The 14,042-nt window shown below is 67.8% G+C and carries 11 protein-coding genes; 6 read left to right on the top strand and 5 right to left on the bottom strand.

Features of this window, described 5'->3' with window-relative positions; all coding sequences use genetic code 11:
- Nucleotides 1–41 precede the first annotated feature (41 nt).
- Nucleotides 42–1,169, top strand: a complete 1,128-nt coding sequence (locus MC375_RS04640; RefSeq protein WP_242102131.1) for a PA0069 family radical SAM protein — start codon at nucleotides 42–44, stop codon at nucleotides 1,167–1,169.
- Between the two features lie 17 nt (nucleotides 1,170–1,186).
- Here MC375_RS04640 and MC375_RS04635 read toward each other — a convergent pair whose 3' ends face one another.
- Nucleotides 1,187–2,197, bottom strand: a complete 1,011-nt coding sequence (locus MC375_RS04635) for a sugar kinase (RefSeq protein ID WP_242102130.1) — start codon at nucleotides 2,195–2,197, stop codon at nucleotides 1,187–1,189.
- A 215-nt stretch (nucleotides 2,198–2,412) separates the two neighbouring features.
- On the opposite strand from MC375_RS04635, the gene MC375_RS04630 reads away from it, so the two are divergent.
- The gene (locus tag MC375_RS04630) at nucleotides 2,413–5,238 is read left to right on the top strand and encodes a TonB-dependent receptor (protein ID WP_242102129.1); all 2,826 of its coding nucleotides are present in this window, start codon (nucleotides 2,413–2,415) and stop codon (nucleotides 5,236–5,238) included.
- Nucleotides 5,239–5,343: 105 nt separating this feature from the next.
- Here the strand turns inward: MC375_RS04630 and MC375_RS04625 are convergent, their stop codons facing one another.
- The 4 genes from MC375_RS04625 to MC375_RS04610 form a co-directional block, all read right to left on the bottom strand.
- Nucleotides 5,344–6,192, bottom strand: a complete 849-nt coding sequence (locus MC375_RS04625; protein WP_242102128.1) for a rhamnogalacturonan acetylesterase — start codon at nucleotides 6,190–6,192, stop codon at nucleotides 5,344–5,346.
- Between the two features lie 27 nt (nucleotides 6,193–6,219).
- Nucleotides 6,220–7,845 (bottom strand): carboxylesterase/lipase family protein, encoded by a 1,626-nt coding sequence (locus tag MC375_RS04620; protein ID WP_242102127.1) that lies wholly within the window; start codon nucleotides 7,843–7,845, stop codon nucleotides 6,220–6,222.
- Complete coding sequence (locus tag MC375_RS04615; RefSeq protein WP_242102950.1) at nucleotides 7,842–8,804, bottom strand: alpha/beta hydrolase; 963 nt, start codon at nucleotides 8,802–8,804, stop codon at nucleotides 7,842–7,844. Before MC375_RS04615 ends, MC375_RS04620 begins: the two co-directional genes overlap by 4 nt.
- Nucleotides 8,805–8,875: 71 nt before the next feature.
- A complete protein-coding gene (locus tag MC375_RS04610) occupies nucleotides 8,876–10,222 on the bottom strand; it encodes a hypothetical protein (RefSeq protein ID WP_242102126.1) in 1,347 nt (448 codons plus the stop codon).
- Nucleotides 10,223–10,410: 188 nt separating this feature from the next.
- Here MC375_RS04610 and MC375_RS04605 point away from each other — a divergent pair, with 188 nt between their 5' ends.
- From MC375_RS04605 to MC375_RS04590, 4 genes are read left to right on the top strand one after another with little or no spacing between them, the layout of a single operon-like run.
- Nucleotides 10,411–11,217, top strand: coding sequence for a 2-keto-4-pentenoate hydratase (locus tag MC375_RS04605; RefSeq protein WP_242102949.1), 807 nt, complete (start codon nucleotides 10,411–10,413; stop codon nucleotides 11,215–11,217).
- A 35-nt stretch (nucleotides 11,218–11,252) separates the two neighbouring features.
- Nucleotides 11,253–12,200: a TRAP transporter substrate-binding protein gene (locus MC375_RS04600; RefSeq protein ID WP_242102948.1), complete on the top strand. Its 948-nt coding sequence runs from the start codon at nucleotides 11,253–11,255 to the stop codon at nucleotides 12,198–12,200.
- Nucleotides 12,201–12,207: 7 nt separating this feature from the next.
- Nucleotides 12,208–12,726, top strand: coding sequence for a TRAP transporter small permease (locus MC375_RS04595; protein ID WP_242102125.1), 519 nt, complete (start codon nucleotides 12,208–12,210; stop codon nucleotides 12,724–12,726).
- A 2-nt stretch (nucleotides 12,727–12,728) separates the two neighbouring features.
- Nucleotides 12,729–14,012 carry a TRAP transporter large permease gene (locus tag MC375_RS04590; protein ID WP_242102124.1) on the top strand — a complete coding sequence of 428 codons (1,284 nt, stop codon included), beginning with the start codon at nucleotides 12,729–12,731 and terminating at the stop codon, nucleotides 14,010–14,012.
- Nucleotides 14,013–14,042: the final 30 nt, after the last annotated feature.

The raw sequence follows: 14,042 nt of genomic DNA, 5'->3' as shown, positions 1-14,042 counted from the left end.
TCGTCGCGCTGTTTGCGACGCGGCCGGCGTAGGCTAGCCCGATGGCCGGGGAAAGCAAATTCGGCGCTCGCCGGGTGCGGATGCCTGGTGCGTCCGCGATCAAGGGGCGCGGCGCCGCGTCGCATGTCAGCGGGCGCTTCGAGAAAACCGTGAGTCGCGGCGAGGACGACGGCTGGGGCTCGCTGTACGCGCAGGATGAGACCGATCTGCTGCCGCCGCTCGCCACCCTGGTCACCGAGGAACGCGCACGCAGCATCATCAGCCGCAACGATTCGCCGGATATCGGCTTCTCGCAATCGGTCAATCCCTATCGCGGCTGCGAACATGGCTGCGTCTATTGCTTCGCGCGTCCGTCGCACGCTTACCTGGACCTGTCGCCGGGGCTGGATTTCGAGACGCGTCTGTTCGCCAAGACCAATGCCGCCGAGCGCCTGCGGCATGAGCTGGCCAAGCCCGGCTACGTACCCAGCACCATCACCCTGGGCATCAATACCGACGCCTACCAGCCGATCGAGCGCCGCTACCGGGTCACTCGCGAGTGCCTGGAGGTGCTGGCCGAGTGCCGGCATCCAGTGTCCTTCGTCACCAAGTCGGCGCTGATCACCCGCGATCTCGACCTGCTCGCGCCGATGGCCGCGCAGAACCTGGTCAGCGTGCATGTGTCGGTGACCACGCTCGACAACGGCCTTTCGTCCAAGCTGGAGCCGCGCGCCGCCGCGCCGCATACCCGGCTCAAGACGATCCGCACGCTGCATGAAGCCGGGGTTCCAGTCGGCGTGCTGGTGGCGCCGGTGATCCCGATGATCAGCGACCGGCACCTGGAACACATCCTCGAGGCCGCACGCGAGGCGGGTGCGCGCGATGCCGGCTACGTGCTGCTGCGCCTGCCGCACGAACTCAAGGAGGTCTGGCGCGAGTGGCTGCAGCTGCACTTCCCCGAGCGCGCCGCGCACGTGATGAGCCTGATCCGGCAGATGCGCGGCGGCAAGGATTACGACAGCCGCTTCGGCACGCGCATGCGCGGAGAAGGTCCGTTCGCCGATCTGATCGCGGCACGTTTTGCGCGGGTCTATCGCAAACTTGCCTACGCGCGGCTGCCGCCGTTGGATGCGGGCCGTTTTATCGCCCCGCGCATGCCATCGCCGCAGGCGGATCTGTTCGGCGGCTGAGGCGTAAGCAACGGGTTTCAGCGTCGCACGTGGAACCCGGCCTCGGCGACGAATGCCTCCACGTCCTCGCGCGTCGACAGATTGAAGTCGCCCGGCAGCGAATGCTTGAGGCAGGCCGCGCCCAGGCCGAAGCGGAGCCCCCCGAGCGGCTCCATCTCGCTCAACAGGCCGTGCAGAACACCGGCCGCGAACGCGTCGCCGGTGCCGATGCGGTCGACGATCGCGCGCAATTCGTAATCCGGGCCGCGATATCGCTCACCTCCGCGTCCGAACATCAGTGCCGACAGCGAATGCCAGTCCACGCTGTGCTGGGTGCGCAGCGTGCTGGCCAGCCAGCGCAGATGTGGAAACGCGGAAAACGCCTGGGCGGCCGCTTCGGCGACGGCGGCTTCGCCTTCACTGCCCGCGTGCGTCCCGAGCACGACCGCGATGTCGCGGTGATCGGCGAACAGCAGGTCGCATTCGGCAAAGATCTGGCGCAGGAGCGTGGCTGCGTCGCCGTCCCAGGCCTGCCATAGCTTGCGGCGGAAGTTGCCGTCGAACGACACCATGACCCCGCGCCGGCGCGCGGCGCGCGTCGCAGCCAGGGTCGCCTGCGCCGTGGCCTCGCCCAGCGCGGGAGTGACGCCGGACAGATGCAGCCAGTGCGCGCCTTCGAGCAGGCGCTCCCAGTCGTAGTCGGCCGAGCGGCCGAATGCCGAGTCGGCACGGTCGTACAGGACTTCACTGGGACGGTGCAGCGCACCGTGCGAGAGGAAGTACAGGCCCATGCGACCCGCGCCGGCGCGCACGTGGCCGGTATCCACGCCATGGCGGCGCAGTTCGCCTACCGCAGCTTCGCCCAGCGCATTGCCGGGGACGGTGCTCACCATCGCCGCCTCGTGGCCGAAGCGGGCGAGCGAAACCGCGACATTGGCTTCCGCGCCGCCGACGTGGACCTCAAGCCCGGGCGTCTGCAGCAAGCGCTCGCGTCCGGGCGCCGAGAGGCGCAGCAGCAGTTCTCCGAAACATACGACCCGTCGCTTCACAGCATCTCCTCACCTGGCGACCCGCGGCCACCGCGGCCCTGACCCCGCGCCAGTGTGCGCAAGGGGCTGATGGCGCAGCGCAGCATGCCTTCGCGCATTCCTTTTGCTAGGGTTTTGACCATCGGTGTCATTGAGCGTTCTGACACGATAGCAAGCGCCGCGGGTCAGTCAACACCGCACGATACAAGCAGCTGTTCATACGGGAGGGGATCCTGATGCATCACCAGCTCTCAGCAAAAAAGACACCGGTTACCTTGCTGGCCGCCGCGATCGGCCTGGCCTTGCAGATGACGGCATTCGCCGGGTTGGCCCAGGACCCGGCCGCCCCCAGCCAACCGGCCGCACAAGACGCCGCTCCGGCTGCCGCGCAGGCGGGCACACAGCCGCAAGACCCCACCGAGCTGGACACAGTGGTGGTCACCGGCTTCCGCGCGAGCCTCAACAAGGCAGTGGAACTCAAGCGCGACGCCGTGAACGCGATCGACGCGATCGTTGCGGAAGATATCGCCGACTTTCCCGACCAGAACATCGCCGAGTCCCTGCAGCGCATCCCCGGCATCACCATCACGCGCGAGTCGGGCGAGGGCCGCAACATCTCGGTGCGCGGTCTGTCGGGCGAATTCACCCGCGTGCGCATCAACGGCATCGAAGCGATCGCCGCGACCGGTGGCGAGGGCGGGCCGAATCGCGGGCGCGACTTCGACTACAACGTATTCGCCTCGGAGCTGTTCAACTCGGTCGTAGTGCAGAAGACCGCGCAGGCGAACCTCGACGAAGGCTCGCTCGGCGCCGTGGTCGACCTCAACACCGGGCAGCCGTTCGGTTACAAGCGCGGCTCCACGTTCGTGGTCTCGGGGCAGGCGCAGTACAACGATCTGGTCGATGAGGTCGCTCCACGCGTGGCCGCGCTGTACGCCTATCATGATCCTGAAGATGTCTGGGCAGTGTCGCTGTCCGCGGCGTACTCGGACGACACGACCCTGGAACTGGGCCAGAACACGGTGCGCTGGCAGGCAGCGGACTTCCGCTCCGTGCGTGGCGTCGACTGCGGCACCAACCCGACCGACGCGGGATGCGTCCAGGTCGCTGACGGCTTTCATCCGCGCATTCCCCGTTACGGTGAGATCAAGGTGGATCGCGAGCGTATCGGCGTGACCGGGAGCCTGGAGTTCCGTCCAAGCGCCGACACCCGCATGAAGCTGGACGTGCTGCATTCCAGGCTCGAGGCCGCGCGCGGCGAGAAGTATCTGGAAGTACTGTTTCGCGGCAACGAAGACGACATGGACGTGGTCGACTACACCTACGACCCGGCCACCAACAACATCACCGGCATGACGGTGGACAACGCCTGGGTGCGCACCGAGAACTTCGAGAAGGTCTGGACGACCACGTTCAACCAGTGGACGCTCGATGTCGAGCACAACTTCAACGACTCGGTCGTCGGCCATGTGCTCGCCGGCAGTGCGTCGTCGCGGCTGGAGTTTCCGCACGAGATCACCTTCATGTATGACGATCGCGATTACGACGGCTTCGTCTACGACTACAGCGACGACAAGCAGCCGCTGCTGGCCTACAAAGGCCCCGACGTGAACGATCCCGCCAACTTCCAGATGTCGGAGTTCCGCGACCGGCCGACCGACACCAGCCACAAGCTCGGCACCCTCAATGCCGACATCGAGTGGACCTTCAACACCAACTACTCGCTCGAAGCGGGCCTGAGCTACCGCAAGTTCACCTTCGAGACCTCTGGCGCCAGCCGCGATGCGGGCGTGTGCGAGGCCGGCCTCTACGACTGCGATCTCGACAACGATGGCGAGGACGACGACGGCGTCTATGGCATTCCCGCCACGGGCGATCTCTCGGAGAGTTACCACTTCGACGACGATGTCGGCGGCGGCTCCACCACCATATGGACCATCCCGGACCTGGATGCCTGGGCCGACTTCATCGACCTGGCCGGCCAGCCGTTGACCCCGGACCAGGGCAACATCCGCAGCGTGGCCGAAGCCGATACCGGCGCTTTCGTGCAGCTCAACGGTTACAACGAGCTCGGCGGGCACGACCTGCGCTGGAACATCGGCGCGCGGTACGTCGAGACCAAGCAGACCTCGCGTGGTTACAACTCCGGCGAGTTCGTGACCGTGCGACGTCCGTCGTACTCCGACTTCCTGCCGTCGCTGAACGTCGCGTTCTCGATCACCCCCGAGCTGACCTGGCGCTTCTCGGCGGCCAAAGTGATGACCCGTCCGGGGCTGGGCAATCTGTCGCCCGGCGGCGCCGTCGATGCATTCAACTACCGCATTTCCTACCAGAACCCGTTCCTGGACCCGACCCGCGCCACCGCGCTGGACACCTCGCTGGAGTGGTATTTCGCCGATGGCGCGCTGCTGTCGCTGGCGCTGTTCCACAAGGACATCGAATCGCGCCCGATCGCCACCGAGCGCGAGGGCACCTATGCCTCCACCGGCCTGCCGCTGTCGCTGTTGAATCCGACCTCGCCGGCCGGACAGGATCCGGAAGGCCGGCTCTGGGAGATCCGCACGATCGACAACGGCCCCGGTGGCAGCCTGCGCGGTGCCGAGTTGGGATTCCAGCTGCCAATGTCGGTGTTTGCGCCGGACACACCGTTCCTCCGCAACCTGGGATTCACCGGCAACTACACCTGGGTCGATTCGGAAGTGGACTACACCTTCGGCGACGAAATCGTCACCGAACGCCTGTTCGGCCTGTCGAAGCGTTCGTACAACTTCACGGCGTACTACGAAAACGACCGCTTCGACGCACGCGTCTCGGTGGCCTATCGCGACGACTATCTGACCGGGACCAGCGGCACGCGCAACCGCTTCGAAGGATTCGGCGACACCTTCAACGTCGACATGTCGATGGGCTACAAGCTCACCGACAATTTCGATGTGACCTTCGAAGCGCTCAACCTGACCGACGATTACCAGGATCGGTGGACCGATATCGACGCCATGCGCCGGTACGAGTGGGATCACACCGGTCGCGTGTACAAGCTCGGATTCCGCTACAAGTTCTGATCCGTCTGCGCGTGCTGGCCCGGCGTGCAGACGGCACGGGGCCAGCAGCGAGGAATCTGCGGTTGCATTCGTGGCTGCCGCTTTAGTGGATGATCGGCTCCGGTATTACGGATAGATCCGCTCACGCAGTTCGGGGACGGCGTGGCTGAGCTCGTCGGCGACGATCGCCGCGAAGAAATCCGCGCCTTCCGGACCGAGGTGGGTGTAGTCGAATTGCCGCTTCGGCTGGCCGAGCAGAGGCCGGCCAGTGGGGTCCGGCGAAGCTACGGGCAGCGCAGGCGCATCGTGATCCACGGTGGTGCCGGTCTGCGCGGCGGCGTACATCCAGGACCAAGCTGGGGCCTGCGCGAAGCGCATCGACTGCGCAGGTCCGAGCGCCTGCACGGCAGCGACGCTTCGGGCGTGCAGGTCGACCAGTGGTACCTGCATGTCGTTCGCAATTCCGCGGATCACGTCGGCCCAGGGCCTGAGGTCGTCGAGCAGGCGGCCGTCCTTGAAAGCGCGCCGGGTCAGCGGAGTGAGCAGGACCGGATGCGCGCCGGCAGCACGGATCTCCTCGACATAGCGTCGCAGGTTGGCCGGGAACTCGGTGGCGATGTCGGTCGAGCGGCCCGGCTTGCCGGGCTGGTCGTTGTGCCCCAGCTGCACCAGCACCCAGACACCGTCGTAGCGGCCGACCTTCATCTCCGCCAGCGCGATGTCCCACGAACCCTCGGCGCGGTAGCTCAGCGTGCTGCGCCCGCCGCGTGCAAGATTCACGCAGGCGACGAACGAGCTGACGTGGTGCGAGCAGAACGACGATCCCCAGCCGCTCTGCACCGCAGTGGTCGAATCGCCGACCAGGATGATCTTGTCGGCGCGAATGGGCGCGGCAGCAGGTGGCGTCTGCTGCGCAGACGCAAGGCCGACGGCAGCAAGCAGGGCGGCGGCGAGAGTTGCGCTTACCAACCTCATCGATCGGCTTTCCTCACAGTCATGGGTTCACATCGTTCCGCGCTGTACGAACGGCACGCGCTGGTACAGCCGGCGCTCGTCGCCGCGCGGATCGTTCTCGAGCCGGCTGGGATCGTCGAACACCATGGTTTCGCGACGCTCCAGCGAGTACGGCTTCCACGCGGGCAGCGCGGCGTGGTTCGGATTGCCGGTGCGGGCGAAGGCCAGCAGGGCATCGCTCATCCAGCGCGCCATGCGTTGCGCGCCGTCGCCCGAGCCGGTGCGCCCGCCCGGCTGATCGATGTTGTCGAATACCAGCGGAATGTCGAGGGTATGGGAGGCGCGCAATTTATCGCCGTCGCCACCGCGCGGATACCAGTCGAGCTGGTAGGCCCACGTAGACGCGCGACCCGGAGCAGCCTGACGGGCCCGCGCCTCGGCCTCCTCCACCGCGCCGCGCCAGGAGCGGCCTGCGGTCGTCGCGGCGAAGAACACCTCCGACGGCGTGTACTGCGGATACATGCGCCGGTACTCGGCCACGACCGTGCGCGGATCGATGTCGACAAACTGATGCCGCTCGATGTTTGCCGGCAGCTCTTCCCAACTCAGTTCGAAGTGTCGTGGATCGTTGCCGAGGAACGCGCGGGTTTCGTCGCGGGTATTGCCGATCACCATCGGGATGTGGGCTGATTGCGCCGGCGCCTGCGGCCAGAACGGATGCACCGGCAGGCTGCCGCTGTCCATCACCGGACCGAAGTACAGGCTGGTTTCCTCGACCCGGGACAAGTCGCGCACCCGTGTGGCTTCCACCAGACGCCCGACCGGTAGCCGCAGCAGGCTATCGATGTCGCCCGGCGCAAGACCTGCGGCTTCGATGAAGCGTTCGGCGCGCTGGGTGGCGGCACGGGGGCCGGCGGCGGTGACCTGCTGACCGCTCATCGTCCATGCGCGGTGGAACAGGCCCTTCGCCGTGGGCATCGCCATCAGGGTCGCGATCTTGGCCCCGCCTCCGGATTGGCCGAACACGGTCACGTTGCCGGCATCGCCACCGAACTCGGCCGCGTGCTCGCGCACCCATTGCAGCGCCTGCACCAGATCGAGCTGGCCGACATTGCCCGAGGCCGCGAACTGCGCGCCGCCGAGCCTGCCCAGGTACAGATAGCCCAAGGCATTGAGGCGATGATTGACGGTGATCACCACCACATTGCCGCGACGGCACAGATTGCCGCCGTCGTAGAGCGGGTCGCTGCCGGACCCGTTGTTGTAGCCGCCGCCGTGGATGTAGACCAGGACCGGCCGCTTGCCGCCGTCGCGCAGGGCCGGGGTCCAGACATTCAGATACAGGCAGTCCTCCGACGTGGGTTCGCCGGCGCCCGTCTGTGGCGATGCCGCGCCGTACGCCACAGCGTCACGCATTCCCTTCCAGGCGGGTTCCGGCAATGCCGGCAGGAAGCGGCGTGGTGCGGTATCGGCACCGTAAGGAAGACCCTTGAACACCCGCACCCCGCGGTCGATATAACCGCGCACGCGGCCGCTGCGAGTCGCCGCGACGGGACTTTCCGCTTCGACGGCGGCGTGTGCCCAGCGCGGCAAGACGATGCTCGCGCCCAGCGCGGCAGCGCCCTGCAGCAGTGCGCGGCGTCGACGATTGGCAACGTGATCGGCGGGCGTCATCGCATCTTCCCGGGTTGTGACCGGATCCAGTCCAGTGCCAGTCGCGGCCATGCCGCCAGCGGCGTGCCGGCGATCCCGCGGGTGCCGAAGCCGTGGCCCCCGTGTGGATACACATGCAGTTCGGCGGGCACGCCGGCGCGGCGCAGCGCATCGAAGAACAGCAGGCCGTTGTCCACCGTCACCGATGGATCGTCCGCGGCATGCAGGAGAAAGGTGGGTGGGGTATCCGCGCCGACCCGATGCTGCAGCGAGTACGCCGCGATCTGTGCAGGCGTCGGCGCCGTGCCGAGCAGCCGTGCGCGCGATTCGGGATGCGCATGCGTGCCCATGTCGATCACGGGATAGACCAGCAGCATGTAGTCCGGCCGCGCGCTGGCGCGGTCGATGGCATCCAACGGCGCGTACGCCGCCTCGGCATGGCGCGTACCGAGGCTGGCGGCCACGTGGCCACCGGCGGAAAAGCCCATCACGCCGATCCGATGCGCATCCACGCCCCACTCACTGGCGCGCGCGCGGATCAATCGCAGCGCGCGCTGCGCGTCCGCGAGCGATGCTTCGCGCGCGAGCGCATGGCCATCGCCGGGCAGCCGGTAGCGCAGCACGAACAGGGTTACGCCGCCGGCGTCGGCGAACGCCGGCACCAGCGCCGAGCCTTCCTTGTCGAGCACCACGCGCCGATAGCTGCCGCCCGGTACGACCAGCAGCGCGGCGCCGTTGGGACGCCTGGGCCGATGGACGACCAGGTATGGCTGGGTCACACCGGTGATGATGCGATCGGGCAACGCGGGGTCGCTGCTGCGTTCGACGATGGCTTGCTGGGCCGCGACCCGTTCGGACCCCGGTGCGACCCGGCCCGGCCACAGCCAGACACGCGAAGCCACTTCCTCTGGCGTGTCGGACGAAGGCGTCGCGGCGTCGGCAGTGCCAACGAGCATCAGGCCCAGGGCCGCCGCGTACATCAGTGGCCGCCATCGTTTTTCCGCGGCCGCGCACATCCGGTTGCGCATTCCCGAATCCACGATACCGGTCCTCAGCGCAGCGGCTCGCCGCGCTCGTAGGGCTGCAGCGGCTCCATCGTGTCCAGGTTCCATTCCGATTCGACGAACGGCCGTCGGGTCGGCTCGGGTTTGGGGTAACCGCCAACCTGGTCCTGGCTGTCGATGATCACGCCGCGGCCTTCGATCGTGTCGGCGACGAGGCGGCGGTCGACGGCGTCGCGCGCCCATGGCGTGGCGCCGGCTTCTGCGATCACCGCGTCCTGTACTTCAACCGCCGGCCGCAGCGTCACGCCGAACGGCAGCGCCGGCGCGCGTTGCGGCGCATCGACCTCGATCGGGGCGGTGGTATAGCGGCCCTGCTGCGGCAGCGGCCGGCCGATGCGGTCGACGGCGAGGTTGTCATCCAGGAACAGGTCCAGATCGCCGGAACCGCCGACGGTGAACAACGCCAGATCGCCGGTGGAAATGCCGGCGCGCATCACGTTGCCGCGCGCGGTCACCTGTCCGCGCGAGTACGGATGGCCGACCCATTCCTCCGCGATCAGGTTGTAGTGCATCGCGCGCTGTCCCGGGTTGTAGATCAGGTTGTTGATCACCTGGCCGCGTGCGCCGCCCTTGAACAGCGGATTGCGCTCGTAGTTGTGCGCATACAGGTTGCCGACGATCAGGATGTCGTTGACGTGGTCGTGGATCAACGAGCCCTTGGAGTGCTCGCCCTTGGCGTGGGTCGCGTGGGCCAGGCCTTCGGCGATGATGTTGTTGCTGAAAGTGATGCGGCGCGATGCGGCCTCCATCCACTGCCGCTCGTCCTCACCGGCAAAGCGGGTGCTCGAAGCCGACAGATTCTCGTCGGTCGCCCAGCTCAGCGAGCAATGGTCGACGATCACATCGCGCGCGCCGCGCACGGTGGTGATCGCATCGATGTCGTGGCCGGACATCTTCGCCAGGCCGCCGTCGCCCGGACGCACCCGGATGTGGCGAACGATCACGTCGTGGGTGGCGATGGTCAGCCCGCCCTTGATCAGGGTGATCCCGGGTTGTGGCGCGGTCTGGCCGGCGATGGTCAGGTACGGCTCGGCGATGCGCAGCTCCTTGAGCCCCAGGTCGATGACGCCGCCGACCTCGAACACGATGATGCGCGGCCCGGATGCTTTCACCGCTTCGGCGAACGAGCCCGGCCCCTCGGCCGCCAGCGTGGTCACCCGAATCAGCCTACCGCCGCGGCCGCCGGGCGTGTGCGCGGCCCAGCCCTGGGCGCTGGGGAACGCCGGGGTCGCGGCGGGGGATGCGGCCAACGCGAGACCCACCCCTGACAGCAGGGCCAGCAGGCAGACGACAAGCCGGCATATCGCCGTCGGGAATGGCGCCCTGCGCATCATCGATGGTTTCTCCTGATTGGCATCCGCAAAGCGTGATGCAGGCGCCGGCATGCCGCACTGCACATTGAAAATGACACCGGTTTACCATATACGAAACACCGGCGGTGCCGCGATGTGCACCGCAGCATCTGGCCGGGCGATCAGGAGGTGCCAGCTTGAGCAACAACCAGGACAGGGGCGTCGACGCGATGGACGCGGAGGAGGCCGCGATCGCTGCGCATTTCGTTGCCGCGCGCCTGCAAGGCCGCGCGCTGGCGGAATTTCCCGGCGCGATTCCTGCCGACCTGGTCGCCGCCTACCGGGTCCAGGACCATGCGATCGCGCGCTGGCCCGACCAGGTCGTCGGATGGAAGGTTGGCTATATCCAGCCGCAGCGGCGCGATGCCTCCGGCGACGAGCGCCTGCTCGGGCCGATCTTCCGCCGTCAGGTATGGCAGGCCGACGGTCGCGTCGAGCTGCCGGTGTTCGCCGGCGGTTTCGGCGCGGTCGAGGCAGAGTACGTATTGCGCCTGCTGGCCGATGCGCCCGCGGACAAGTCCGAGTGGAGCGCGCAGGAAGCCGAAGCGCTTCCGGCTGCGTTGCACATCGGCATCGAGATTGCGAGCAGCCCGTTGGCGACGATCAACGCGCTGGGACCGTGCGTCGTGGTGTCGGACTTCGGCAACAACAACGGCCTGCTCATCGGCAGCGAGATCCCCGAATGGACGCGCCTGGACGAGCATGGTCTGCGCGCGGAAACCTGGATCGACGGCGAGCGCGTCGGCAGCGGCGGGGCCACGATCCTGCCGGGCGGCCTGCGCGCTGCCTATGCCTTCGCGTTGGCGCGCTCAGCCCAGCGCGGCCGGCCGCTGCGCGCCGGCGATCTGGTCGCGACCGGGAATGCCACCGGTATCCACGATATCGCCGTGGGCCAGACCGCGCTGGTGCGTTTCGACGGGCATGGCGAGATCCAAGGCCGGGCAGTCGCGGCCGCGGCTGTGGGTGGCTCCGGGTGATTGATCGCCGCCGCCTCTTCGCCGCCGGATTCGGCCTGGCCTGCGCCGCCCCGCTACCTGCGGCGCTGGCGCGCGGCACCGGCGTGCTCACCGCCACCGACGTGCATGTCGACGGATACCCCACGGTCGAAGCAGTGCAGTGGATCGGCGAAACGCTCGCGCGCGAGACTGGTGGCCGCCTGCGCATCCGCCTGTACCACTCCGGTCAGCTCGGGCGGGAATCGGAAGCCATCGACATGGCGCGTTTCGGCGCCATCGACATCACCCGCGTCTACAGCGGCGCGCTCAACAATGCATTTCCGCTCACCCAAGCGCTGTGCCTGCCGTACGTGTTCGAGTCCGTCGCGCACCAGCGCCGTGCGCTCGATGGCAATGTCGGCGCGGCGGTGTTGCGCGGGTTCGAGGCGCGTGGCCTGGTCGGGCTGGCGATCTACGACAGTGGTGCGCGCTGCTTCTACAACACCCGACGGCCACTGCATACGCCCGCCGACCTGCGGGGGCTGAAGTTCCGGGTGCCGCCGTCGGACATCTTCCTCCAACTGCTGCGCCAGTTCGGCGCCAACCCGACGCCATTGGCCTATGGCGAGGTTTTCTCGGCGCTGGAAACCCGCCTGATCGACGGCGCGGAGAACAACATGCGCAGCTTTCATTCCAGCCGTCACTTCGAAGCCGCGGGCTACTGGTCGCAGAGTGAGCATTCATACGCCCCCGACGTGTTGCTGATCTCGCGCCGCTGCCTGGATGCAATGACGCCGGCCGATCGCGCGCTGCTACTGGACATCGCACGCGGCTCGGTGGCGGTGATGCGGCGGTTGTGGGATGCCTCGGAGCGCAGCGCGCGCGCGGCGGTGGCCGCGCATGGCGTCGCATTCAACAACGTCGACGTCCCCGCCTTCCGCAGCGCGGCGGCACCGCTGCTTGAGGATTACCTGCGCCGGCCGGAGATCGCCCCGCTGTATCGCCGCATCCGCGCATTCGCCTGAGAGAGACATGAGCCCAGAAGCACGCGAATCCAACCTGACACGATGTCAGCGCGCGCTGACACGCCTGGCGTCGTTCGCCGTGGCCATCGCCGGCATCGCCCTGCTCGGCCTGGTCGCGGTGCAGGCCTGGCAGGTCATCGCCCGCTACGTGCTCAATGATTCGCCGAGCTGGACCGAACCGGTGACCCTGCTGCTGTTGAGTACCGCGATGAGCTTCGGTGCCGCGGCCGGCGTGCTCGAGCAGCGCCATTTCCGCTTCGATCTGCTCGCACGAAGACTGCCGCCCGCGCTGCATCGCGCCTGCGATGTGTTGGGCGCCGCGGTGATCGCGGCGATCGGTGCCACCCTGGCATGGTGGGGCACGCGCCTGCTGCTCGACGGCCTGGACGTGCGCATGGCCGGCGCCGCGCTGCCGCAGAGCATCGGCTACCTGCCGCTGGCGCTGGGCGGGCTGCTGATGGTGGTGTTCGCGCTGCTGCACTGCGTACTCGCATGCACCGGCGAGCGCACCCAGGACGGGAGCTGAGGATGGCGATCGCGCTGCTGTTCGGAGTCTTCGTTCTGCTGCTGCTGTTGGGCGTACCGGTCGCCTTTTCGCTGGCCGCGTCCTCGCTGCTGCTCCTGTTCTTCCTCGACCTGCCTTCGGTGGTGCTGGTGCAGCAGGTCGGCGCCGGTATCGGCAGCGCGTCGCTGATCGCGATCCCGCTGTTCATCTTCGCCGGCGAAATCATGATGCGCGGCGGGATCTCCGAGCGATTGATCAGCCTGGCCGCGGCGCTGGTCGGGCGGGTCCGCGGCGGGCTCGGCCAGGTCAGCATCCTCTCGTCGCTGTTCTTCGGCGGTGTGTCCGGCTCGGCGATCGCCGATGTGTCCGCGGTCGGTGGCACCATGATTCCGCAGATGGTCCGCCGCGGCTACGACCGCGACTTCGCGGTCAACGTCAGCATCACCGCTGCGCTGGTGGCGCTGCTGGTGCCGCCTTCGCACAACCTGATCCTGTACTCGGCCGCGGTCGGCGGTGGCATCTCGATTGCCGACCTGTTCGCCGCAGGCATCGTTCCGGCGCTGCTGATGACATTCGCACTGATGGTCACCGGCTATGTGGTCGCGCGCCGCCGCGGCTATGGCGTCGAGCCGTTCCCCGGCCTGCGCGCGGTCCTGCTGCGGCTGCTGTCGGCGCTGCCCGGGCTCGGCCTGGTGGCGCTGATCTTCGTCGGCATCCGCGCCGGCGTATTCACCGCGGTGGAGAGCGCCGCGGTTGCGGTGGTGTACGCGCTGCTGGTGACCGTGGCGGTGTACCGCGCGCTCGACCTGCGTGGGTTCGTGCAGGCCGTGGCGCACGCGACACGCACCACCGGCGTGATCCTGTTCGTGATCGCGACCGCGGCGCTGTTCGGATGGCTGCTCGCCTACCTGGAAGTTCCAGCGGCGGCGGTGGAGCTGCTCAGCGCGGTCGCCGACAGCCGCTATACGGTCTTGCTCCTGATCGTGCTGATCCTGCTGCTGCTGGGCACCTTCATGGATCTGGCGCCGATGATCCTGATCTGCACGCCGATTTTCCTGCCGGTGGCGAAGGCGTTCGGTGTCGATCCGCTGCAGTTCGGCACGGTGCTGGTGCTGGCCGGCGGCATCGGCCTGGTCACGCCGCCGGTGGGCTCGGTGCTGTTCGTCGGCACCGCCATCGGCGGAATCGGCATCGGTGAGAGCCTGAAGTCGATCTGGCCGTTCTGGCTGGCGGCGGTGGCGGTGTTGCTGGTGGTCGCGGGCGTGCCGGAGCTGTCGCTGTGGCTGCCGGCACTGTTGAAGGCGTAGGACGCTTATGCAAACAAGAGCATTGCAAGG

The sequence above is a fragment of the Lysobacter sp. M2-1 genome, assembly GCF_022662495.1.
Classification (GTDB): domain Bacteria; phylum Pseudomonadota; class Gammaproteobacteria; order Xanthomonadales; family Xanthomonadaceae; genus JAKPBU01.
The sequence above is the reverse complement of the archived record's forward strand: the minus strand, read 5'-3'. Positions and strand labels throughout refer to the sequence as shown.